The organism is Xanthomonas sp. NCPPB 1826 (assembly GCF_056725285.1).
Genome location: NZ_CM161521.1, coordinates 322,286 through 346,101 on the forward strand (window position 1 = coordinate 322,286; position 23,816 = coordinate 346,101).

Genomic DNA, 23,816 nt, shown 5'->3' on the forward strand with positions numbered 1-23,816 from the left:
GTGGATGCCGTGCGGCTCGGTGGCCGCAGCGATGAGAGTGCATGGCGTCGACCGCATTCGATCGACATCGCAGGCCCGCGCCGACGCAACCATCGTGGCCGCATCCGGCAGGCTGGCGCTGCCTCGTCAATGCGGCTGGTTACCCGCACCCAGCCCGCTGGCGGTGACGGTGTGCCGGCCGCGTTGCAACCAGGCCACCATCGGCGAGGCCATCACCGTGGTCACCAGCGTCATGCCGAACAATAGGGTGAACAGGTCGGGCCCGATCACGCCGCTGTCCAGGCCGATCTTGATCACCACCAGTTCCATCAGGCCGCGTGCGTTCATCAGCGAACCCACGCTCAGGCTATCGCGCCAATCGTGGCCGCCCAGGCGCGCGCCCAGGGTGCAGCCGACCAGCTTGCCGGTCACCGCCACGCCGACCACCAACGCAAAGCCCGCCACACCTGCGCCGACAAACACACCGGGGCTGGTGGCCTGGCCGGCGACCGCAAACAGCACCGGCATCAGCAGGGTGATCGCCAGGGGTTCGATGCGCCCGGCCAGGTGTTCCAGCAGGCGGTCATCGCGCGGTACGCAGATGCCGAACAGGAATGCGCCGAAGATCGCATGCAGGCCGATCCATTCAGCCGCTGCGGCGCAGGCCAGCACACCGATCAGCACCCACACCAGCGCCGTTGACGCATAGCCTCCATCGCTTGCGCGCGGGGTGAGCACGCGCGCATACACCGGCTTCAACACGCCGAACACCACCGCAATCAGCACCACGGCACCGGCCGCAGTGAACGCAACGCCGCCATGGCTGTTGCCGCCGGTCAGGGTGAGCACGATCGCCAGGAACATCCACACCGTGGCATCGTCGATCACCGCCGCGCCCAGGGCCAGGCGGCCGGCTGGCGTACGGGTCATGTTGCGGTCCTTGAGGATGCGCGCCAGCACCGGAAACGCAGTCACCGACATCGCTGCGGCAATGAACAAGGCGAAGGGCCAGAAGCCGATGCCTTGTGGAGCAAAGCGCGCAAACAACCACGGTGCGGCGGCCAGCCCCAGCAGCAACGGCAGCACGATACCGGACAGCCCCACCAGCACCGACGCGCGCACCTGCGCAGTGGTGCCTTCCGGCGCACGCAACTCCACGCCGACGATGAACATGAAAAGCACCACGCCGATGTTGGCCAGGCTCGACAGTGGCGGCAAGCTGCTGGGGGCGAACAACATGCCATGCAACTCCGGCAGCCACGCGCCGAATGCGATCGGCCCCAGCAGCAGGCCGGCGGCCATTTCGCCGATCACCGGCGGCTGCCCGAAGCGTTGCAGCAGCGCACCGCATGCACGCGCTGCGCCCAGTATCAGCGCCAACTGCACCAGCAACAGCATGGTCGGATTCATTGCGTCAGCCTTGGTTGGTTGAGTCGGCTCGCTTCTGCAGTGCGGGACGGCTGCGCATCTGGTCAGTTGTTTCCCCGGACTGATCAGCAGACATGCCGTCCCCATAGCATCGGCCTAGTCTATGACGACAGCCGCCGTGCAGTGGCATCGAGCCGACATGATGCCGCGCAGTGCGTAGTGATTCGTACTGCAGCAGGAGCCAACCGTCGGTGCTGCTTGTGTGCGCTTGCACGGCTTGATCGAACGACGCCTTCAACGGCAACCCGCATGTCGCACACGGCATCGCAGATGGAGCGCGCGTAGCAGCCTCATACGCCGTGCCTGGCGAGCAAGCTCAGGTGCGATGCGAGCTCATGCCTGCACAGCAGGCAGCAGACTCACCGCTCCGAATCGCCACTCTCGTCATACCCGCGCGGGGTAAACAGATCCGCCTGGATCAGCTCGATAAATGCGCGTGCCTGCGGCGACAGATATTTGCCCTTGCGCACCACCACGCCATAACTGCGGGTGGGAAAGTAGTCCTTCAGCGAGCGGGTGGCGAGTTTGTCGCGGTCTGCATCGGTGACGCAGATCGCGGTGACGATGGAGATGCCCATGTCCATCGCCACGTATTGCTTGATCACTTCCCAGCCGCCCACCTCCAACGCCACGGTGTAGGGCACGCGTGCCTGCTGGAAGATCAAATCGACCAAGCGATACGTCACCTGCCGGCGCGGCGGCAGGATCAGCGGATATGGCGACAGATCCTGCAGCGTGACCGTGGACTTGCTGGCCAAGGGGTGGTCGGGCGGGGTGATCAGCAGCTGTTCGAAGCGATACACCGGCGCGTAGTTGAGGTCGGCCGGCACGTCCAGCATCGAGCCGATCGCCAGGTCCACCGCGTCTTCGCGCAGCAGGTCGGTGCCGTCGGCGCTGATGGCGTTGTGCAGGGTCAGCCGCACGTCCGGGTGGCGCGCGCGGAAGTTCGCCACGATGCGCGGCAGCAGGTACAGGATGGTGGAGCTGTTGGCGGCGATATTGAGCTCGCCCGCGTCCAGCCCGCGCACCTTCTCGCGAAAGCTCGTCTCCAGCCCGTCCAGGCTTTCCACCAGCGGCAGCGCCATGTCGTAGAGCAGCTGGCCCTCGCGGCTGGGTGCCATGCGGCGCCCCGAGCGCTCGAACAGGGCCACCCCCAGGTCGCGTTCCAGCGCCTGCAGCTGCAGGGTCACTGCCGGCTGACTCACATATAGCGCCTCAGCTGCCCGTGAGACAGACCCCAGACGCACCGTCTGGCAGAACGCGCGCAGCGGCTTGAGCCGGTCGGATTTGTAGGAAAATCGAGGGGTTGGCGCCATCTGGGTATGTTCTGAAGCGCAATATAAGTCAAGCTTATTTACAGCATTGATAAAACTGCTTTGTCAAATAGTTGCCAGCGGCGCACGGTGCAGGTCCGGACGCACAAGGACTCCCCGACATGTCTGCCACCGCTTTTGCCCCACGTCCCACCGAACGCGCCACGCCCGGTCTGTCGCTGACCACGCAGGTCGCAGGCCAGGCAGAACTGCTGCCGGCCGCCGCGCTGGCCTTGCTGGTGTCGTTGCACCGCGCGATCGAACCCGGTCGCCAGCAGCGCCTGGCCCAGCGGCGCGCCCGCCAGGCCGAGTTCGATGCCGGCCAGCTGCCGGACTTCCGCCCAGACACCCGCGCCATCCGCGACGGCGACTGGCGCGTCGCCGCACTGCCGTCGGTGCTGCAGGACCGACGGGTGGAGATCACCGGCCCCACCGATCCGAAGATGGTCATCAACGCGCTGAACTCCGGCGCCAGGGTGTTCATGGCCGACTTCGAGGATTCCACCGCGCCGACCTGGCGCAACCTGCTGGCCGGCCAGCGCACGCTGGCCGCTGCGGTGCGCGGCGATCTCAGCTTCGATGCGCCCAACGGCAAGCATTACGCGTTGCGCCCGGAAGCCGAGCGCGCGGTGTTGATCGTGCGCCCGCGCGGCTGGCATCTGGATGAGAAGCACGTGCTCATCGATGGGCAGCCGCTGGCCGGCGGCCTGTTCGATGCGGCGGTGTTCGCCTTCCATAACGGCCGCGCGCTGCTGGCCAAGGACCGTGGCCCGTATCTGTATCTGCCCAAGTTGCAGAGCATGGAAGAAGCCGCGCTGTGGGAGACCGCGCTGGCGCATATCGAAGCGATGCTCGGCCTGCCGCACGGGCAGATCAAGGTGACCGTGCTGATTGAAACGCTGCCGGCGGTGTTCGAGATGGACGAGATCCTGCACGCGCTGCGCGAGCGCATCGTCGGGCTCAATTGTGGCCGCTGGGACTACATCTTTTCGTATCTGAAAACCTTCCGTGCGCATCGCGACCGCGTGCTGCCCGAACGTGGCCAGGTCACCATGACCCAGCCCTTCCTCAAGGCGTATTCGGAACTGTTGATCAAGACCTGCCATCGCCGCGGCGCCCATGCGATGGGCGGCATGGCCGCGCAGATTCCGATCAATCACGACGAGGCCGCCAACGAGCAGGCGATGGCGCGCGTGCGTGCCGACAAGCTGCGCGAAGTTAGCGCCGGACACGATGGCACCTGGGTGGCGCATCCGGCGTTGATTCCGGTGGCGATGAAGATCTTCGACGAGCACATGCACACCGCGCATCAACAGCATGTCTTGCGCAACGACGTGCAGGTGACGCGCGACATGCTGATCGCGCCTTCGCCGGGCACCGTCACCCGCGCCGGGTTCGAGGGCAATGTCGAAGTCTGCGTGCGTTATCTGGCCGCCTGGCTGGACGGCAATGGATGCGTGCCCATCCACAACCTGATGGAAGACGCTGCCACTGCCGAAATCAGCCGCGCGCAGCTGTGGCAGTGGTTGCATCACGGCCAGCACCTGGACGACGGCACTGCGATCGATCAGCCCCTGTTGCAGGCCACGTTGCGTGCGCTGCCGGCACGCCTGGGCGCGACCGATGCACTGCCCGGCGCCGCACGCATCGACGACGCCATTGCACTGCTGGACACACTCAGCCGCGCCGATGCACTGGCCGACTTCCTCACCGTGCCGGCGTATCGCCTGATCGATTGAGCCAACGCTGCAGCGACACGCCGGCGCACGCGCGCTGTCGCTGCAATCCATCCACGTCATGCACCACACCGCCGGTTGCGCCCATGCGCGCAACGACGGCCTTGCCATGCCCGGCGCGCGTGTCATTGCGCCCTTCCTTCCTCGTTGCATCCGTCGTATCCCTGCCAGGAGAACGCACCATGAGCAGCACACTGCAGACCGCCGAACAGATCCAGCAAGACTGGGCCAGCAACCCGCGCTGGGCCGGCATCACCCGCAACTACACCGCCGCCGATGTGGTGCGCTTGCGCGGCACCGTGCATGTCGAGCATTCGCTGGCGCGGCTGGGCGCGGACAAGTTGTGGAATGCATTGCACGCCACGCCGTTCGTCAATGCGCTGGGCGCGTTGACCGGCAACCAGGCGATGCAGCAGGTCAAGGCCGGGTTGAAGGCGATCTACCTGTCCGGCTGGCAGGTCGCCGCCGATGCGAACCTGGCCGGGCAGATGTATCCGGACCAGTCGCTGTATCCGGCCGACTCGGTGCCGGCGGTGGTCAAGCGCATCAACAACACCTTGTTGCGCGCCGATCAACTGCATCACGCCGAAGGCAATGACGACATCGACTTCCTGCAGCCGATCGTGGCCGATGCCGAAGCCGGCTTTGGCGGCGTGCTCAACGCCTTCGAGTTGATGAAGGCGATGATCGAAGCCGGCGCGGCCGGCGTGCACTTCGAGGATCAGCTGGCGTCGGTGAAGAAGTGCGGCCACATGGGCGGCAAGGTGCTGGTGCCCACCCGCGAGGCAATCGAAAAGTTGAATGCCGCGCGACTGGCGGCCGATGTGCTGGGTGTGCCCACGCTGCTGATCGCGCGCACCGATGCCGAGGCGGCCGATCTGATCACCAGCGACGTGGATGCCAACGACCAGCCGTTCACCACCGGGCAGCGCACCGTCGAAGGCTTCTTCAAGACGCGCAACGGGCTGGATCAGGCAATCAGCCGCGGGCTGGCCTATGCGCCGTACGCGGATTTGATCTGGTGCGAGACCGGCAAGCCGGATCTGGACTTTGCGCGCGCCTTTGCGCAAGCCATCCATGCAAGATTCCCCGGCAAATTGCTGGCCTACAACTGCTCGCCGAGCTTCAACTGGAAGAAGAACCTGGACGACGCCACCATCGCCAGGTTCCAGACCGAGTTGGCGAGCTACGGCTATAAATTCCAGTTCATCACCCTGGCCGGCTTCCATGCCTTGAACTACGGCATGTTCAACCTGGCGCACGGCTACGCACGCCGCCAGATGAGCGCCTTCGTCGAGTTGCAGCAGGCCGAGTTTGCGGCGGCCGAGATGGGCTTTACCGCGGTCAAGCATCAGCGCGAGGTGGGCACCGGCTATTTCGACGCGGTGACGCAGGCAATCCAGCAGGGCCAGTCGTCCACCACCGCGCTGCGTGGCTCGACCGAGGAGGAGCAGTTTCATGGCGAGAAGGCCGCGTAACCCAGCGCACAGGCGCCGCGACCGCGTGCCGGCCGGCTGACGGGTGAAACGGAGCAGCGGGCTTCGCCCACTGCCAAGCCCCCGCTAGCACCGCAGAGCAACGCTGGGGGTGGTGGTGGCCTGTCTAAGAGGATGGCGGGCTCTGCCGGGAGCAGGGGAGAAGGGCTCGGGAAACCGAGCCCGATTTTTTTTGCCAATACCCGTCATTTCGTCTCAAGCTTAATGAGAGGGAGTGTGACCTGGTGCTGAACAAAACGCTCCTGTACGATGCTGAGGCAGGCCGGCGCTGCAGGTCGGTCTAAGGGATTTTGGGATGACGTGCCATAACACTGCCGGCGCAGTGGAGCCGACGGGGAGCGTTGCAAAGACGCTGTCGGACGGGCTGCATGCGCTCATGACTGCCGAAGAGCTGGGGTTTTTCGCCCGCTTTGGCCGCGCCCGCGAATTGGCCGCCGGCCAGGCGCTGTTCGAGCGCGGTGCAGTGGGCACGCAGATGTTCATCGTGGTCAGTGGCCAGATCGATCTGGATTTCGGCGAAGACCTGATGCTCAAGCACCTGGGCCCGGGCGAATTCTTCGGCGAACTTGGCCTGTTGATCGGCGACCATGCGCGCAGTGCCGGCGCCAGCGCATCCACCGACACCCGTTTGATCGAACTGGCGCACGAGGACTTCCAGCGCCTGGTCGATCACGACCCGTCGATGGTGGCGCATTTCCTGCGCCGCTCCATCGTGCGGGTGGTCAACAACGAGCAGCTGCTGATCCGCCAGTTGCGCCGGCGAAACCACGACCTGGAAGCGGCGCTGGACAACCTCTACGTCACCTCGCACCAGCTCAACCACACCGAAGAACTCAGCCGCACCGACGAACTCACCGGCCTGCACAACCGCCGCGGGCTCGCCCTGCATCTGCAGGAATGCCGGCGCGCCGGTCGCGTGCCCGGGGTGGGCCTGATCCTGATCGATTGCGACCGTTTCAAGCGCATCAATGACGAATTCGGCCATCTCGCTGGCGACCGCGTGCTGCAGAATGTCGCCCACGCGCTGCGTTCGGTGATCGCCGACGGTGACCTGGCCTGCCGGCTCGGCGGCGACGAATTCTGCGTGCTGGTCGCGCAGGGCACCCGGGAGCTGCTGCACCACATCGGCGAATGCATCGTGCGCGCAGTGGAAGCGCGGCTGTGGAACGGCCAGAGCGAACAGGGCTGCTCGGTGAGCCTGGGCCTGTGCATGATCGATGCCGACGCGGCATGGAACGATTGGTACACGCTGGCCGACAGCGCGCTGTACGAAGCAAAGCGGCAAGGCGGCAATGTGTTGTGCATGCATGAAGCGCTGGGGTCGGGCAGCACGCAGCCACCCGGCAACGCAGCCACGTCGGACAATCGCTGAGCAATGAGCGCCCGCACCCACGCACGCAAGGATGCGTCGTCGGAAGCGATCCAGGCGCCGCGCTTGCGCACCTTGCTGCTGACCGACCTGTGCGACTCGACCGCGCTTGTCGAGCGTATCGGTGACAACGCCGCCGCCGCGCTGTTTCGCGAGCACGACCGGCTGGTGGTCAAACTGCAGCAGCAATGGCGTGGCCGGCTGATCGACCGCTCGGACGGATTGCTGCTGTTGTTCGACCGCCCCATCGACGGCCTGGGCTTTGCACTGGATTACGCCCGCGGTTTGAAAGCGATGGGCGATGCCCGCGCGCTGACGCTATGCGCACGCCAGGGCCTGCACGTCGGCGAGGTGCTGACCTGGCGCAACAGCGACGAAGCGGTCAGCATCGGTGCCAAGCCGCTGGAAGTCGAAGGCCTGGCCAAGCCCACCGCCGCGCGCCTGATGTCGATGGCGCGGCCCGGGCAGATCCTGTTGTCGGCAGTGGCCGAGTCGTTGACCCACCGCGCCGCACGCGAACTGGGCGACCGCGGCGAACGCATCCTGTGGAAATCTCACGGCCGCTGGCGCTTCAAGGGCGTGCCCACGCCGATGGAGATTTATGAGGTTGGCGAGATCGATGTCACGCCATTACGCGCGCCGAAGCATTCGCCGAAGGCATGGCGGGATATTCCGCTGTGGCGGCGGCCGGCGGCACTGTTGGCGGAAACTGCCTTGGTCGTCGCCGTGTGCGTGTCGGCGTGGTTTTTCACCCGTTCCGAGCCTGCCATTGCGTTCTCCGAACGTGGGTGGGTGGTGGTCGGAGATCTACGTAATCTCACCGGCAATACGTTGCTCGACAGTTCGCTCGACCAGGCGCTGCGCATCAGCCTGGAGCAGTCGCGCTACGTCAATGTCCTGAGTGAGATGAAAGTGCGCGACACCATGGCGCGGATGAAGCGCGATCCTGATCGCGTAATCGTCGATCGCGCGATCGCCTCGGAAGTGGCGCTGCGCGATGGTGCAAGCGCTGTGCTGCTGCCGACTGTCGCGGAGATTGGCGGCAAGCTTCGTTTCAGCGTTGAGTTGGTGGATCCGCGGACCCAGACCACGGTCTACTCGGAGTTTGTACAAGGCGATGGCTTGCCATCGGCACTGTCCTCGGTGGATCAGGTGACCCGCAAGCTCAGGCAGGGCCTGGGTGAAGTGGTGGCCTCGATCGACAAGAATTCCGTGCCGTTACCCGCCGTGACCACGTCCAGCCTGGATGCGCTGCGGGCTTATGCCCTGGGGGTCGACGCGACGGCGAAAGGCCAATGGAAAGAAGGGCTGGAGCTGTTCGAGCGCGCGGTGGCAATAGATCCGGAATTTGCGCTCGCGTATCTGGGGGCGGCACGCATCAAGGTGGCGGTCTCCGATCGCCGTGGTGCGCTTCCGTATCTGGAGAAGGCAATTCGTTTCCGCCAACGTTTGCCTGAGCGTGATCAGTTGTACATGGATGCGTGGGCGGCAGAGCTGCTAGCACCCGACAAGGCATTGACACTGTGGAGAACGCTGGCGTCGCTCTACCCGGACAATTTTGCCGGCACCGCGAACGCATCGTGGCACTTGTTCGTTGCCAATCGTTTTGCCGACGCGTTGCCATACGCGCAGGCGGCCGATGTTCCGCAGGATCCGCTGCGCGCGATCGCGACTGATCGGGTTGGACGCATTCTGCTGGCACAGGGAAAGGCCGAAGCGGCGCTGCAGCGTTTTTCCATTCCCGGTGATGCCGATCGTGCCGGCCCGCTTCGGCGCCAGGCGAACGCGCTGGCGGTGTTGAACCGCCATGTCGAAGCGAAGCAAACGCTCGACAGGATCGTCGAGAAAGGCTACGCCAACGACGATGTGGTGCCATTGATCGATCGCACCAGCATCGCAATCGATCAGGCCGACTGGACCGCTGCGCGCGCAGCGATCGCACAAGGTTTGGCGCGCAGCAAGCAAGGAGACGATTTCAACCATCGCCAATTCTCGGTCATTGCGGTGACGAGCGATGCTTTGGTCGATCCATCCCTTGCGACGGCGGCAGCGCTCAAGCCGACGTTTGATCGGCTGGTGTCTGCTGTCATTGACGATGGATCGGCAACGGTAAACCTGCAGGACAATGCCGCGATGGTGCTGATCCTCGCAAGCCAGGCGCAGCGGAGCGGCGATGACAGCCTCACCGCCCGCGCACTTGCAGCGATCAAGCCGGCGCTTGTGCATGAAACGCCTGTGCTTTCCGACCTGCGCGCCATTGTCGAAGCCCAGCAGTTGGCGCTGTCGGGCGACCGTGCGGCAGCCATCGCACGCCTGCCGGTCAGCGATGGTGATCTTTTTCAGACACGCGTAACGCTCTACACGCTACTGCACGAGAGCGGTCGGCACGCTGAGGCGTTGCAACAGGCACGTTGGCTGCTTCTCCATCGCGGGCGTGCTTACATCGAAGCAAATGCGTCGCAAACGCTGCAGCCGCTCAACGTTGCCGATGCGCGTCTGGCCCAGCTCTGGATGGCCGAATCGCTGCACGCACTCGGCCGTACCCAGGAGGCGCGCGAACAGGCGCAGGCGTTTGCGCGCGCCTGGCCTTTACCGAGTCTGCCTGCTTATTTACGCAGCAGGGTGGAACGCATGCTGTCCGACTCGAAGGCGAAGATCACGGTGTGATTGGCCTTTTCGGTCAGGTAGCTTTGCAGCTCGGCACGAGCCGCTGCAATGTCCTGCTTGGATGCGAGCTGATTGGTGTTCATGCAGTAATAAGCCTCTCCCACGCCGGGGACGGCGTTGTCCGCACTCACGCCAGGTGCACCGATCTGGGCAAGCGCCTGCGCCGGATTGCATTGAAAGCAGTCGCGGAAGTCGTCGTCGGTTGCCAGTAGCTCCAGCAGCTTGTCGGCTGTGGATGCATCAAACGGAAGATGGGTGTTATTGGCTGCGTCGGTCATGGTGAGGCTTACCTGGAGAGTGAGGGAGTGTGCTGTTGTATGACGTGGGACCTGACACAATATCGACCGTGCTCATGCGTCCTTGAGATGTTCCTATGCAAATTCGTCGCTGTACCACGTTGTTTTTTGAACTACGCGACGATTCGGTGTTTGATCTTGCACGATTGCTTGCCGGGGGCGATGGCCTGCGTCGCCGCACACGATGGCTGGCGCTCGCGCCTCATCTTGAGGCGGAGGTGGAGGTTTCAAAGGAAGAGCGTGAATGGTTGGGCGAGTTGAGTCCCTCACGCTGGCATTCCATCGATCAGATGCAGCCGTTGCCAATCTGGGCGGAGCGTTTGATCGAGCAAGGTCTTGTGATCAGCGATCAACCAGAACATGTTCAGCATCGCCGCAACGACGAGTGCGTGCAGCAGCAGCGCTGGTGGCCATTGGCCGCGTTGTGGCATCGATCTGCACGCTGGAGCGGCGAAGACAGTGTGGCCACCATGGAAGCGCATGGCCTGACAACTGCAGAAGGCATGGTCGGCCGACTGGGCGCCCCCCCGGCAGAAATCGTAGACCGAGGCGAGGGTGGCATCGACGCGCGCATTGCCCTGCCGCGGTCAACCCCGGGCACGTTCGATGAGCTGCTGTCGCGTCGCGTCACCTGTCGCAATTTCGATACGCAGCGTCCACTGTCACCCATCTTGCTTGGCCAGATGCTTGAGCGCAGCGTCATGGCAAGCGCGCGCATCGAAGTGGGGCACGACACCGCATTCTTGAAGAAGCCGGTACCGTCGGGGGGCAGTCTCCATCCCACCGAAACCTATCTGCTGGTCCAGCGTGTCGAGGGAATGACGAGCGGTCTCTATCACTATCGCCCTGTCGATCATGCTTTGCAGCCATTGCAGTCGCCACCGCAGCCGCTGGTGGACTTCGCGCGTCGTGCCGTGTCCGGGCAGCACTGGTTTGCCGATGCGCCGGTGCTGGTGATCCTGGTGCCGCGGTTTTTACGCAGTTTCTGGAAGTATCGAAACCACGCCAAGGCCTACCGCGCAATGATTCTGGATGTCGGCCATATCGCGCAGACGCTTTATCTGAGCGCAACCGACCTGGGGCTGGGAGCGTTTGTCACCTCGGCAATCAACGAGGTGGATATCGAACAGGCGCTTGGCCTGGACGGCCTGCAGGACGGTCCACTGGCCATCTGCGGATTCGGTTGGCGTGGCGAGGAAATGAACAATACCGAGCTGGATCCCGGTGGCGCAGTGTGGTCGTCTGTTCGTGACCCAGCGGCCAAGGACATCGGATCCCATTAGCGAGAGACCATCACACATCTCTCGATCTGGACCGCTTGGCGAGGGAAGTCAGGCATGCCGGCTAGTTGGAGAACCTCGCTACAACCGTCAGCGCTCGTCGTTGCAGGCGAACGCTGACGTAGATCCAAAGCAAGCACTTCGCAATGGCGTTACCGCCGAATCGCCTGCGTATGTGTCTTCAACGCATCGCTCAGACCGTTCACCTTGTCGGCGCCTTCCGGCACGGTGATGCTGGAGCCGGTCAGGTCGTCGCCGATCGGTTGCACGCGGCCGCCCAGGCACTGGCCCAGGAACCCCTCGGTCACCGCGTTGAAGGCCTTGCTGTTTTCCGGGCGGCGGAAGCCGTGGCCTTCGTCGGGGAACAGCACGTAGGTGACCGGAATGTTCTTGGCCTTCATCGCGTTGACGATCTGGTCGCTCTCGGCCTGCTTGACGCGCGGGTCGTTGGCACCCTGGCCGATCAGCAGCGGCTTGCTGATCTTGTCGACATGGCTGAGCGGGGAGCGCTCGGTCAGCCACTGCTTGCCGGCCTCGGTGGCCGGGTCGCCCATGCGTTTGGTCAGCTGCTTGTAGAAGCTGGCCCAGTACGGCGGCACGGTGCCGAGCAAGGTGTTGAGGTTGGCCGGGCCGACGATGTCCACGCCGCACTTGAAGGCGTCCGGGGTGAAGGTCAGGCCGACCAGCGTGGCGTAGCCGCCGTAGCTGCCGCCCATGATCGCCACGTTCTCGGGCCTGGTCACACCTTGCTTGACCGCCCACTGCACGGCGTCGAGCAGGTCGTCGTGCATCTTGCCGGCCCACTCGCCGTTGCCGGCATTGGTGAAGGCCTTGCCGAAGCCGGTGGAGCCACGGAAATTCACCGCCAGCACCGCATAGCCGCGATTGGCCAGCCACTGCTCATACGGCCCGTAGCCGTAGCTGTCGCGCGCCCACGGGCCACCATGCACGAACAGCACCAGCGGCACCGGCTTGTCGGCCTTGCCATCGTGATTGGCGTCTGCCTCGGCGGGCAGGGTGAGATAGCTGACCAGCTTGAGGCCGTCGCGCGCGGTCAGTTCCTGCGGCCACATCGGGACCAGCGGTTTGCCGTCGAGCGCGGGGCGGGCGGAGAACAATTTGGTCAGCTTGCCGCCGTCTGCACGGTCGTAACGGTAGTAGCTCAGCGGTGTCTCTGCCGCCGAATACCCCACGATCCAGATGCGATCGTCGAGCGTGCGTGCGGCAACGCTGGCATCACCGCTGCCGAGTGACTTGAGCTTTTGCAGGTCGGCGGCAATGCCGTTGTCCAGCGCCTTCCATTCCTCGCGCAGATAGTCGGTGGACACGGCCTGCACCACGCCGGTCCTGGGGTCGTTCAAGGTGGCGCCGACATCGGTGCGCGGGTTTTCGAACAGCAGCGTGCGCGCATTGCTGGCGGTGTCGATGGCATACAGCGCCGCGGTGTCGCGATTGCGCGAATCCTGCATGTATAGCGTCTTGCCGTCGTCGGTCAGTCCGTCGGGCGAGGTGTTGCTGACATCCTCGAACGGAATGCGGTCCACGCTCTTCCAGCGCTTGCCGTCCGGCACCAGCAGCTCTCTGCCGGCATCGTCGGTGGCGCGCGTGGCGTAGCGCAGCTGGTAGTTGCCGTCGAGCAGGTAGGAATCCAGGCTGTCGGTGTTCTGCTGCACCAGGCTGCGCTTGCCCGAGGCCAGGTCCACCCGATACAGGTCATGCCATTTGGGATCGCGGTCGTTCATGCCGACCATGATCGACTCGGGGTGCTGTGCGCTGACGCGATACACCTCGGCGTTGGTCTTCTTGAACGGGGTGAGGTCCTTGCTGCTGCCATCGCTCAGATTCACCGAGAACAGATGGAAGTCTTCGTCGCCGCCGTTGTCGCGCAGGTACAGCAGCGTGTTGGCTTGATAGGTCCAGAAATAAGTGCGGATGCCGCGCGCGGTGTCCTTGGTGATCGCGCGCGCCTGATCCGGTGCATCCACCGGGGCGACCCAGACATTGAGCACGCCCTGCAGCGGCGCGACCCAGCTGAGGTATTTGCCGTCCGGGCTGATGCTCACGTTCGCCCGTTCCGGGTTGCCGAACAGCGCATCGCGGGTGATCAGTTCGGGTGGCGCCGCAGGTGCTTGCGTAGCGGCCGGGGCTGGCGTGGCAGCCTTGTCGGTGGTGGGCGCGGCGTTGTCGCTGCAGGCAGACAGCGCGAGCAGCATGCTGGAAACAAGAAGCAGGCGTTGCATGGACGTCTCCGGTCTGGGGCGCGGCCACTCCAGCCGCTTTCCCCACGCTAGGGCCAAGGCCGGCCGTTGCGGACGTGCCGTTGGTCACGCCGGCAGGTGCCGCTACGCAGACGCGGACACAAATTCCACCAACGCGACCCCCTCGGCGACCAGCTCGCCCTCGGCCACCAGGTACGCCGCCACGGTGCCGTCGCCGGGCGCGTGCAAGGTGTGCTCCATCTTCATCGCTTCCAGCACCACCAGGGCCTGCCCGCGGGTGACCGACTGCCCCACCGGGGCGACCAGCGACACGATGCGGCCCGGCATCGGTGCGGTCAGGCCACCGGTGTCGTGCGCGGGCTGATCTGCTTCGGCCAGCGCGTCATGGTGGCGGAAGGTCGCCCGCTGCGTGGCATCGCGCAACGTCAGGGTGTCGCCGTCGCGCAGTGCCTGCATGCGCCATTGCCGGCCATCCATTTCCACGCGCAGCGCATCGCCCTTCAGGTGGTAGCGCAACGTGTGGGTATCGCCTGCAGTCGTGACCTGCCAGCCATCGCCAAGCGGGCGCACGCCGAACTGGCGGCGCTCGCCCGCGGCCTCCAGCGTCATGCTGCGCGCCGCATGCGCGCCGATGCGCCAGCCATCGGTGTGTTGCCATGGCGAAAACGGGTCGGCCGGATCGGCGGCGGCCTTCGGCAACGCGTCGGCATTCAACGCCGCTGCCAGACACCACCAGGCATTGGCCGGACTGACCGCCTGGGGAAACAGCGCGGCCTGCTCGCGTTCGATCAGCGCGGTATCCAGATCGGCAGACGCAAACGACGCGGTGCCGATCAGGCGCGCAAGGAACGCGCTGTTGGTGGTGACGCCCACCGCATGGAATTGCGCCAGCGCCTCGCGCATGCGTGCCAGTGCAGCGGGGCGATCCACATCCCATACGATCAGCTTGGCGATCATCGGGTCGTAGTACGTGCTGATGCTGTCGCCTTGCTCCACCCCGGCATCGACGCGCACATGCGCACCGGCTGCGGGAAACTGCAGCTGCCGCAGCGTGCCGGTCGACGGCAGGAAGCCGCGGTCGGCATCTTCGGCATACAGGCGCGCTTCCAGCGCGTGGCCATGGATGCGCAAGTCCTGCTGCCGCAGTGGCAACGGCTCTCCCGCGGCGACATGCAATTGCCACTCAACCAGGTCGGTGCCGGTGATCAACTCGGTGACCGGGTGCTCGACCTGCAGCCGGGTGTTCATTTCCATGAAATAGAAATCGCCATCCGGGCCGGCGATGAACTCCACCGTGCCGGCACCGACATAACCCACAGCGCGCGCGGCATCCACGGCGGCCTTGCCCATGGCGGCGCGGCGTTGTTCGCTCATGCCGGGAGCAGGCGCCTCTTCCAGCACTTTCTGATGCCGGCGCTGCACCGAACAATCGCGTTCGAATAGATAGACGACCTCGCCCCGGGTATCACCAAACACCTGGATCTCGATATGGCGCGGCCGCTCGACGTATTTTTCCACCAGCACCTGCGCATTGCCGAACGCCGATTGCGCCTCGCGCTGGCAGCTGGCCAAGGCCTCTTCGAAGGCCGCGCTGGCATCCACCCGGCGCATGCCCTTGCCGCCACCGCCGGCGCTGGCCTTGATCAGCACCGGATAGCCGATCGCATCGGCCTGCGCGCGCAGGAAGGCCGGCGCCTGTTCGTCGCCGTGGTAGCCCGGCGTCAGCGGCACGCCGGCGCGTTGCATCAGCGCCTTGGCCGCACTCTTGTCGCCCATGGCGCGGATGGCTGCCGCTGGTGGGCCGATGAACACGATGCCGGCCTGCGAACAGGCATCGGCAAACGCCGCGTTTTCCGACAGGAAGCCGTAGCCCGGATGGATCGCCTGCGCACCGCTTGCGCGTGCCGCCTCCAGGATCGCATCGCCACGCAGATAACTCTGCTGCGCCGGTGCGGCGCCGATATGGATCGCCTCATCGGCCAGCCGCACATGCCGCGCATCGCGGTCGGCATCCGAATACACCGCCACGGTCGCGATGCCGAGCTTGCGACAGGTGGCGATGACCCGGCACGCGATCTCGCCGCGATTGGCGATCAGGATCTTGTCGAAATAGGGCGGTCTTGCTGCGGTGGTGAGTTCGCGCTGGGTCATGACGAAGTTCTCTGCACGCCGCCATGCTGGCGGGCACTGCGATGGAAAGACGGTTGCATGGATTGCGCCACACGCCGTGCGATGACAGCTGACGCCGCAGCGCCCCAGCGCGATGCGCTGCTCGACGCAGGCAACACGCGCGCCCTCATGCAATGCTCCAGACGACACGCAACACCTTGCTTGCAGGTGCGGATGCACCGCCAGACAGCGAAGAGCAGCACCTGCAAGCGGACATCACCACCTCACATCCGGAACACGCCAAAGCGTGTCGTCTCGATCGGTGCATTCAATGCGGCCGACAGTCCCAGCCCCAGCACGCGACGGGTATCGGCCGGGTCGATGATGCCGTCGTCCCACAGGCGTGCACTGGCGTAATACGGATGCCCCTGCTGCTCGAACTGCGCACGGATCGGCGCCTTGAACGCAGCTTCCTCTTCGCCCGACCAGGCGCCACCCTTGGCTTCGATACCGTCGCGGCGCACCGTGGCCAAGACGCTGGCGGCCTGCTCGCCGCCCATCACGCCAATGCGCGCATTCGGCCACATCCACAGGAAGTTCGGCGAGTAGGCGCGGCCGCACATGCCGTAATTGCCGGCGCCGAACGAACCGCCGATCACCACGGTGAACTTGGGCACCTTGGCGCAGGCCACCGCCATCACCAGCTTGGCACCGTCCTTGGCGATGCCGCCATGTTCGTACTTGCGCCCGACCATGAAGCCGGTGATGTTCTGCAGGAACACCAGCGGAATGCCACGTTGCGTGCACAGCTCGATGAAGTGCGCGCCCTTGAGCGCGGACTCGGAAAACAGGATGCCGTTGTTGGCGATGATGCCCACCGGGTAGCCATGCAGATGCGCAAAGCCGGTGACCAGGGTGCTGCCGTAGCGCGGCTTGAATTCGTCCAGCTGCGAGTCGTCGACGATGCGGGCGATCACCTCGCGCACATCGAAGGGCTTGCGCGTATCGGCGGGAATCACGCCATACAGTTCGTCGGCAGCGTAGCGTGGCGGCAGCGGTGCCTGCAGCGCCAGCGACGCAGGCGGCTTGCGCCAGTTGAGCTGCGCGATGATGGCGCGCACGCGTGCCAGGGCCTGCAGGTCGTTGTCGGCAAAGTGGTCGGCCACGCCGGAGATGCGCGTATGCACATCCGCACCGCCGAGGTCTTCGGCACTGACTTCTTCGCCGGTGGCCGCCTTGACCAGTGGTGGGCCGCCGAGAAAGATCGTGCCTTGCTCGCGCACGATCACCGTTTCATCGCTCATCGCCGGTACGTAGGCGCCGCCGGCGGTGCACGAGCCCATCACGCAGGCGATCTGCGGGATGCCATTGGCCGAGAGGTTGGCCTGGTTGTAGAAGATGCGCCCGAAGTGATCGCGGTCGGGAAACACTTCATCCTGCAGCGGCAGGAACGCACCGCCGGAATCGACCAGGTAGATGCACGGCAAGCGGTTCTGCTGCGCGATTTCCTGCGCGCGCAGATGCTTCTTCACCGTCATCGGGTAATAGGTGCCGCCCTTGACGGTGGCATCGTTGGCCACGATCACGCATTCCACCCCGGACACACGCCCGATGCCGGCCACCACACCGGCGCATGGCACCTGATCGTCGTACATGCCGTGCGCGGCCAACGGTGCGATCTCCAGCAAGGCGCTGCCCGGATCCAGCAAGGCATCGATTCGCTCGCGTACCAGCAGCTTGCCGCGTGCGCTGTGCTTGGCACGCGCAGCCTCACTGCCGCCCAGCGCGGTCTGCGCCAGCGTGCGGCGCAGATCCTCCACCACGGTGCGCATCGCAGCAGCGTTTTGTTGGAAGCTCTCGCCGCTGACCTGCAGCTGGCTGGTGATCACGCTCATGGTGGCTCCGTCAGGCGGTGCGTTCGAACAGCTCGCGGCCGATCAGCATGCGTCGGATCTCCGAGGTGCCCGCGCCGATTTCGTACAGCTTGGCATCGCGCCACAGGCGCCCGGTGGGGTAGTCGTTGATGTAGCCGTTGCCGCCCAGCACCTGGATCGCCTGGCCGGTGAGCCAGGTGGCTTTTTCGGCCGCGTAGAGAATCGCGCCGGCCGCATCCTGGCGCGTGGTCAGCCCGGCATCGCAGGCGCGCGCCACCGCATAGACGTACGCGCGGCAGGCGTTGAGCCCGACGTACATGTCGGCCAGTTTGGCCTGCATCAACTGGAAGGTGCCGATCGGCGCGCCGAACTGCTTGCGCTCGTGCACGTACGGCAGCACCACATCCATCGCCGCGGCCATCAAGCCCAACGGGCCGCCGGCCAGCACCACACGCTCGAAATCCAGCCCGGACATCAGCACGCGCACGCCGCCGTTGAGCGTGCCCAGCACATTCTCGGCCGGCACTTTGCAATCGGTGAACACCAGCTCGCAGGTGTTGGAGCCGCGCATGCCCAGCTTGTCGAGTTTCTGCGCGGTGGAGAATCCCGGCATGCCCTTCTCGACGATGAAGGCGGTGATGCCGCGTGCGCCGGCATCCGGGTCGGTCTTGGCGTACACCACCAGCACATCGGCGTCCGGGCCGTTGGTGATCCACATCTTGCTGCCGTTGAGCACATAGCGGTCGCCGCGCGCATCGGCGCGCAGCTTCATCGACACCACATCCGAGCCGGAGCCGGCCTCGCTCATCGCCAGCGCGCCGACATGCTCGCCGGTGCACAGCCTGGGCAGGTAACGCTGCTTCTGTTCCGGTGTGGCGTTCTTGCGCAGCTGGTTGAGGCACAGGTTGGAATGCGCGCCGTACGACAGGCCGATGGCCCCGCCGGCCCGCGAGATCTCTTCCATCGCCACCACGTGCGCCAGGTAGCCCATGCCGCTGCCGCCGTACTCTTCTTCCACGGTCAGCCCGAGCAGGCCTTGCTCGCCGAACAGGCGCCACAGCTGGGCAGGGAAGACATTGTCCTGGTCGGCCGTAGCGGCGAGCGGGGCAATATGGTGGCTGGCGAAGGCTGCCACGCTTTCGCGCAGTAGATCGATGTCTTCGCCAAGCGCAAAATTCAGGGACGGCACGTGCATGGAGCGACTCCGCAGGGATCGGGATGTGCCGGGTGGGAGCGGGCAGGCCGCACGGCGTTTGTGCGCAGCCTAGCGGTCCGCAATGAAAAAGTGAACTAAAATTCAACTATTGAACCCAGAATCACACCATGGCTTATCGACGCTCCGCCCTGATGGAAGAACGCCTGGCCGGCAATCGCGAACGCATCCTGCACGCGGCCCGCGCCCTGATCGCCGAAGGCGGCTACCGCAATGCGCCGGTGACCGCCGTCGCCGCTGCCGCCGGCGTGTCCACCGGGCAGATTTACCGCCACTTCCCGTCCAAGGCCGAGCTTTTCGTGGAAGTTCTCAACGCGGCAGTGCAGCGCGAGATGACCATCCTGCGCGCCATCACCACCACCCAGGCCAGCGCTGCCGAGCGCCTGCGCAATGCGATCGCCACCTTTGTGCAGCGCGCGTTGGCCGGCCCGGCGTTGGCGTACGCCTTCATCGCCGAGCCGGTGGAAAGCGAGGTGGATGCCGAGCGCATCCGTGGCCGGCGCCTGTTCGGCGAAGTGTTCCGTCAGTTGCTCGCCGAAGGCGTGGCGGCTGGCGAGTTCCCGCCGCAATCGCTGGACGCGGCGGCGGCCTGCATCGTTGGCGCCTTCACCGAAGCGCTGGTGGGACCGATCGCCCCCAGTCGCGGCGATCCGCAGCAGGGCGAGCAACTGGTCGAGGCGATCTGCGGGTTCTGCCTGCGCGCGGTGGGCGCGCGCCAGCCGACGGGCTGACAGTGCACTGACTAAGCCTCCAGCTGGGCTGTATGAATGCTTTTGACTGTGCATATACTGTGCACTCGTCCTGCTGGAGTCGTGCGATGGTCGCCGTTCTCAATCCCCTGGCCCTGACCGAACGCCTGCGCGTGCCGGATCGCACCATCCTGTCGCCCTCGGCCATGGCCGGCCTGCTGGATCTGTCGCAGCAGGAGCTGGCCGAGCTGGCCGGTGTGCACCGCAACAGCCTGCGCGTGCATCCGGAAAGCCCGCGCGTGCAGGACCTGCTACGCAACCTGTCGCGCCTGCTGGTGGCGATGACGCAGCTCCAGCCGGACGAACGCCAGGTGGTGTTCCACCTCAAGAACACCCCGATCCCCGCGTTTGAATTCGCCACCTTGCTGGAAGTGGTCAAACAGGGCCGCACCGACGATGCGTTGACCTATCTGCGCACCGTCGCCTCGGGGGCCGCCGGTTGAAGCTGAGCGCCCCGGCGCACTGCGCGCTGTATCGCGCCTTCACCCCACGCTGGGCCGCCGAACCGCTGAGCGGCGCCGGTGCGGCACGCTCGGGCGGGCGCTTCAATCGTTTCGGGCAGCCGGCGCTGTATCTATCGCTGCAGCTGGAAACCGCTGCCGCCGAATACGCGCAGGCTGCGCTGTTCCTGCCGCCATTGACCCTGGTCAGTTACGCCGCCGAGCTGCCGGCGTTGGCCGATCTGCGCCTGCTCGATGCAAGCTGGGATCCGCTCTGGGCCGATTGGACCGAGGACTGGCGCAAGGCCCTGGTCAACAAGATCGAACCGGTGAGCTGGGTGCTCGGCGACATGCTGCGCGAGGCGGAGATACCGGGCGTAATCTTTCCCAGCATGGCGTTGCCGGAGGGCATCAACGTGGTGTTGTTTCTGGACATGCTGCAGCCCGAACAGGTGTTGCGCGTGCTCGACGATGGCCGCCTGCCGCGCGACGGGCGTAGCTGGGGCGATCCGCCGATCGAGGCGTAGCGAGGTCCTTCAACCCAGCAACAGCTGCAGCGCACCCGCCAGCACCGGCGCGGCCACAGCCGTAGGCAGAATCAATCCACGCCGATACGGCAGCAGCCACAGCGACAGCAGCGCGGCAGCGCCGGTCAGTGTGCCCAGCCACAACACCGGGCCGATGCCCCAGCCTTGCGCGTGTACCGCCAGGCCGAAGGTGAGCAGCAACAACAACCAACCCAGCACGCGCAGTTGCCGCGAACGCGCGGCGCCCAGCGTACGGCCACGCACTTCCTGCTGATGCTTGTCCATCGCCAGGCACAGCGCGGCGAATCCGGAAAAATTCAGCGCCAGCAACAGCCACACGCTCATGCGCTCTCCTGCATCGGCACGCTGCCTTGCGCAGGCGCGGCGGCAGTGGCGCGCGCGCGTCGTGCCGATGCCGGTTGCGGCGCCTTCCAGTGTTGCAGGCGCCATCCCGCGATCCCCAGGGACACGCCAAGGAACAGGCAGACCAGATCGACCCCGGCCAGCGTCCATTGCCCGGCCGGCAACGTCACACCCAGATGTACGTCGGTGGTGATCGCATTGACCACCGGCACCAACGCGAACAGGGCCGCACCCAGATACAGCTGCCAGCTCCACATCGCGCGCCGAGGCCACACGAACGCGGCCAGCAATGCAGTGGCCCATGCGACGAAGAACAGATTGGCCTCCATCGCCGCGCGCCCCTCCATGCTCACCGGCAACAAGCGGTTGGCCCAGAAGAAACTGGCAAAGGCGATCGGCAGGCCGGCGACCGTGCCGATGTTGAGCGCATCCACCAATCGCAGCCCGAAGCCGATGCGCCCGGCCTTTAGGTGTTTGGGGCGTTCCTTCACTGCCCACATCACCACGCCGCTGGCCACCATCAGGCAACCGAGCAAACCGGAGCCGAAGAACAGCGCACGCATCCACGGCCCGGCGAAGTGGGCGATATGCAGGCCCACCATCACCCCGCGCGTCTGGCTGGCACCGCCCGGCGGCCCGCTGCGCTGCAGGCGCTGTCCATTGATTGCATCGAACAGGATGGATGGCGCATCGGTGGAGAGATTGCCAGCGCGCTGGGTGACGCCGACCGCCGCATGCGCGTCGTTGGGAAGCGACACCGCCACATTGCCCACCTCACCGCCGCGCCAGTCGCTGCGCGCACGCGCCACGAATTGTTCCAGCGGCAGCATGCGCGCCGGCGTGCCGGAGGCGCTTCGCGTATCGGCGACCCGGTTGGCGGATTCTTCGTAGAAACGCATTTCGTTGTCGGGGTACTGCGCCTTGATGCCCCACGGCAGGTACATGAACATCAAGGTTACGATGCCGGTGTAGGTGATCATCGCGTGGTACGGCAACGCGGTTACCGCGCTGACATTGTGGAAATCCAGCCACGAGCGCAGGCCCTTGCCCGGGCGAAAGGTGAAGAAATCCTTGAAGATCTTCTTGTGCGTAATCACGCCGCTGATGATCGCCACCAGCATGAACATCGCGCAGAAACCGACGATATAGCGCGACCACATCACCGGCAGATAATGCAGATCGAAATGCAGCCGGTAGAAGAATTCGCCGCCCAGGGTGTCGCGTGCGGCGATCTCCTTGCCGGTGGCCGGGTCGATGATGGCGTTGCCGTACATCTCGCGGCGGCTGGCCGGTTTGCCATCGGCTGGAGCAGGGTTTTGCCAGTACATGCTGACTACCGGATTGCGCGTGTCCGGCAAGGTGATGTTCCAGCTCTGCGCATCGGCTGCATGCGTCTGCAGATACTGCTCGGCACTACGCAGCGCGGTTGCGTTGCTCACCGTGGTGGTGGGCAATTCCGGGCGCATCCAGCGGCTGATTTCGTCGCGGTAATAACTCGCCGTGCCGCCCATGAAGATCAACAGCAACACCCAGCCGACCAGCAGACCGGTCCAGGTGTGCAGCCACGCCATCGACTGGCGGAATCCCTGCTTCATGCCACGCCCCGTTGCAGCCATGCGGCCAGTGCGAACATCAGCGCCGCCGGCACCGCGATGCCGGCCCAGGCGCGCCACACGCTGGCGGTGGCGAAAGCCCATAGCGGCGCGCAGGCGCACACCACGATGCCGACCAGCATGCTGGTCAACACCGCCTCGCTGCGTGGCATCGGCAGGACCAGCGCCAGCAGCAGATTGGTGGCGCTGGCGAGCGCATAGCCGCCAAACATCGCCGCCAGCGTGCGCCCAAGCACGCCCAGCCAGGGGCGCCTGAACCAGGGAAGCGGCAGGGACGGTGCGGTGGACATCGGATCAGCCAGGCGTGTGGCCGACTTACTCGGCCAGGAAGGTCAACGTGCTGATGTGATGGATCATCGACACCTGCTTGCCGGCGATCTCACGCTTCACCGGCTCCTTGTTGGTGGCGACCAGGATGTGCCGGCCGGCGCGCAGTTTGGGCAGGGTCACCTGGCCCTTGGCATCGGAGGTCAGCGTCTTCTGCCACTTCTGCGGGTCGATCACCGTCACCTCGACCTTGGGCAGCGGCTTGTTGCGATAGAGCACGGTCAGCGTGCTGCTGTCGGCGGCGGTGGGCACCAGTTCGAAATCGAGCTTGGCCGAGGGCGTGGCGCGTCCGGTACGTGCGTAATAGCTCACGGTCTCAAAGCCGCCGGCCTCGCCCTTCCACGGCTCGAACACGCTGTCATCGCTCAGCCAGGCATCGCCGGTGCCGGACAACGGCGCGGTGAGGAATTCGCTGCCGCGCTGCAGGGCACCGGCCTTGCCGGCATTGCCGAACACGGTCGGCTTGACCACACGCTTGATCTCGTCCTCGCCGTGATCCAGGGCCTCCTGTGCCGGCTCGCCGAAGTAGATGCGCACCGGGCCGCTGCCGTCGCGCTCGATCCAGATCTCGTGGGCCTGGGCAGACAGACTGATGCTGGCCAAGGCCAGGCAGGACAGCAGGAAGGACTTCATCGCGGCGACTCCTCATAAGCGGGACCGGGCGAGGCGAGAACCGCGTCACCGTGGATTGATGGGAATGATACGCAATTCCCTCAAGCGAGACCAACGTCTCATGCGGCATTGCGGCAATTCATCGGGCTGCGCAGACCGGCGTGCCTGCAAGACCCATAGCGCGCCAGGGCGCAGCGCACACCGCT

The 23,816-nt window shown here is 65.4% G+C and carries 19 protein-coding genes; 8 read left to right on the forward strand and 11 right to left on the reverse strand.

Going from position 1 to position 23,816, the window contains the following annotated elements; translation table 11 throughout:
• Window positions 1-126: 126 nt before the first annotated feature.
• Both AC1PLA_RS01385 and AC1PLA_RS01390 read right to left on the reverse strand, forming a co-directional pair.
• Window positions 127-1,389, reverse strand: a complete 1,263-nt coding sequence (locus AC1PLA_RS01385) for a cation:proton antiporter (protein ID WP_481105414.1) — start codon at window positions 1,387-1,389, stop codon at window positions 127-129.
• 377 nt (window positions 1,390-1,766) lie between these two features.
• The gene (locus AC1PLA_RS01390) at window positions 1,767-2,723 is read right to left on the reverse strand and encodes a LysR family transcriptional regulator (protein WP_481105415.1); all 957 of its coding nucleotides are present in this window, start codon (window positions 2,721-2,723) and stop codon (window positions 1,767-1,769) included.
• A gap of 119 nt (window positions 2,724-2,842) precedes the next feature.
• Between AC1PLA_RS01390 and aceB the strand changes: the two genes are divergently transcribed.
• The 4 genes from aceB to AC1PLA_RS01410 all read left to right on the forward strand — a co-directional run bounded on the left by aceB (window position 2,843) and on the right by AC1PLA_RS01410 (window position 9,988).
• The gene (gene aceB / locus AC1PLA_RS01395) at window positions 2,843-4,459 is read left to right on the forward strand and encodes a malate synthase A (RefSeq protein WP_481105416.1); all 1,617 of its coding nucleotides are present in this window, start codon (window positions 2,843-2,845) and stop codon (window positions 4,457-4,459) included.
• A 179-nt stretch (window positions 4,460-4,638) separates the two neighbouring features.
• Window positions 4,639-5,934, forward strand: coding sequence for an isocitrate lyase (gene aceA / locus AC1PLA_RS01400; RefSeq protein ID WP_481105417.1), 1,296 nt, complete (start codon window positions 4,639-4,641; stop codon window positions 5,932-5,934).
• Window positions 5,935-6,247: 313 nt separating this feature from the next.
• On the forward strand, window positions 6,248-7,324 hold the full coding sequence (locus AC1PLA_RS01405) for a GGDEF domain-containing protein (protein ID WP_065033135.1): 1,077 nt from the start codon (window positions 6,248-6,250) through the stop codon (window positions 7,322-7,324).
• Window positions 7,325-7,327: 3 nt separating this feature from the next.
• Window positions 7,328-9,988: a putative peptide modification system cyclase gene (locus tag AC1PLA_RS01410; RefSeq protein WP_481105418.1), complete on the forward strand. Its 2,661-nt coding sequence runs from the start codon at window positions 7,328-7,330 to the stop codon at window positions 9,986-9,988.
• On the opposite strand, the gene AC1PLA_RS01415 is transcribed toward AC1PLA_RS01410, so the two are convergent.
• The gene (locus AC1PLA_RS01415) at window positions 9,928-10,266 is read right to left on the reverse strand and encodes an NHLP-related RiPP peptide (protein ID WP_053051116.1); all 339 of its coding nucleotides are present in this window, start codon (window positions 10,264-10,266) and stop codon (window positions 9,928-9,930) included. The two genes, AC1PLA_RS01410 and AC1PLA_RS01415, sit on opposite strands and share 61 nt — an antisense overlap.
• A gap of 95 nt (window positions 10,267-10,361) precedes the next feature.
• On the opposite strand from AC1PLA_RS01415, the gene AC1PLA_RS01420 reads away from it, so the two are divergent.
• Complete coding sequence (locus AC1PLA_RS01420) at window positions 10,362-11,567, forward strand: putative peptide maturation dehydrogenase (RefSeq protein WP_104553344.1); 1,206 nt, start codon at window positions 10,362-10,364, stop codon at window positions 11,565-11,567.
• 149 nt (window positions 11,568-11,716) lie between these two features.
• Here the strand turns inward: AC1PLA_RS01420 and AC1PLA_RS01425 are convergent, their stop codons facing one another.
• From AC1PLA_RS01425 to AC1PLA_RS01440, 4 genes are all read right to left on the reverse strand, one after another.
• A complete protein-coding gene (locus tag AC1PLA_RS01425) occupies window positions 11,717-13,804 on the reverse strand; it encodes a S9 family peptidase (RefSeq protein ID WP_481105419.1) in 2,088 nt (695 codons plus the stop codon).
• A gap of 102 nt (window positions 13,805-13,906) precedes the next feature.
• Window positions 13,907-15,934: an acetyl/propionyl/methylcrotonyl-CoA carboxylase subunit alpha gene (locus AC1PLA_RS01430; protein ID WP_481105420.1), complete on the reverse strand. Its 2,028-nt coding sequence runs from the start codon at window positions 15,932-15,934 to the stop codon at window positions 13,907-13,909.
• 242 nt (window positions 15,935-16,176) lie between these two features.
• On the reverse strand, window positions 16,177-17,787 hold the full coding sequence (locus tag AC1PLA_RS01435; protein ID WP_481076084.1) for a carboxyl transferase domain-containing protein: 1,611 nt from the start codon (window positions 17,785-17,787) through the stop codon (window positions 16,177-16,179).
• 10 nt (window positions 17,788-17,797) lie between these two features.
• Entirely contained in the window at window positions 17,798-18,961 is a 1,164-nt protein-coding gene (locus AC1PLA_RS01440) for an isovaleryl-CoA dehydrogenase (RefSeq protein WP_481105421.1), read from the reverse strand.
• A 128-nt stretch (window positions 18,962-19,089) separates the two neighbouring features.
• Here AC1PLA_RS01440 and AC1PLA_RS01445 point away from each other — a divergent pair, with 128 nt between their 5' ends.
• From AC1PLA_RS01445 to AC1PLA_RS01455, 3 genes are all read left to right on the forward strand, one after another.
• A complete protein-coding gene (locus AC1PLA_RS01445) occupies window positions 19,090-19,710 on the forward strand; it encodes a TetR/AcrR family transcriptional regulator (RefSeq protein WP_481105422.1) in 621 nt (206 codons plus the stop codon).
• Window positions 19,711-19,796: 86 nt separating this feature from the next.
• Complete coding sequence (locus AC1PLA_RS01450) at window positions 19,797-20,171, forward strand: hypothetical protein (protein ID WP_016902050.1); 375 nt, start codon at window positions 19,797-19,799, stop codon at window positions 20,169-20,171.
• Window positions 20,168-20,695 carry an RES family NAD+ phosphorylase gene (locus AC1PLA_RS01455; RefSeq protein WP_104646694.1) on the forward strand — a complete coding sequence of 176 codons (528 nt, stop codon included), beginning with the start codon at window positions 20,168-20,170 and terminating at the stop codon, window positions 20,693-20,695. The genes AC1PLA_RS01450 and AC1PLA_RS01455 overlap by 4 nt, the downstream gene beginning before the upstream one ends.
• Before the next feature lie 9 nt (window positions 20,696-20,704).
• On the opposite strand, the gene AC1PLA_RS01460 is transcribed toward AC1PLA_RS01455, so the two are convergent.
• From AC1PLA_RS01460 to AC1PLA_RS01475, 4 genes are read right to left on the reverse strand one after another with little or no spacing between them, the layout of a single operon-like run.
• Window positions 20,705-21,040 carry a DUF3325 domain-containing protein gene (locus tag AC1PLA_RS01460; RefSeq protein ID WP_016902052.1) on the reverse strand — a complete coding sequence of 112 codons (336 nt, stop codon included), beginning with the start codon at window positions 21,038-21,040 and terminating at the stop codon, window positions 20,705-20,707.
• Complete coding sequence (locus AC1PLA_RS01465) at window positions 21,037-22,653, reverse strand: PepSY-associated TM helix domain-containing protein (protein WP_481105423.1); 1,617 nt, start codon at window positions 22,651-22,653, stop codon at window positions 21,037-21,039. Before AC1PLA_RS01465 ends, AC1PLA_RS01460 begins: the two co-directional genes overlap by 4 nt.
• Window positions 22,650-22,961 carry a DUF3649 domain-containing protein gene (locus tag AC1PLA_RS01470; protein WP_024939006.1) on the reverse strand — a complete coding sequence of 104 codons (312 nt, stop codon included), beginning with the start codon at window positions 22,959-22,961 and terminating at the stop codon, window positions 22,650-22,652. The genes AC1PLA_RS01465 and AC1PLA_RS01470 overlap by 4 nt, the downstream gene beginning before the upstream one ends.
• A gap of 25 nt (window positions 22,962-22,986) precedes the next feature.
• Window positions 22,987-23,631 carry a DUF4198 domain-containing protein gene (locus AC1PLA_RS01475; RefSeq protein ID WP_481105424.1) on the reverse strand — a complete coding sequence of 215 codons (645 nt, stop codon included), beginning with the start codon at window positions 23,629-23,631 and terminating at the stop codon, window positions 22,987-22,989.
• Window positions 23,632-23,816 lie beyond the last annotated feature (185 nt).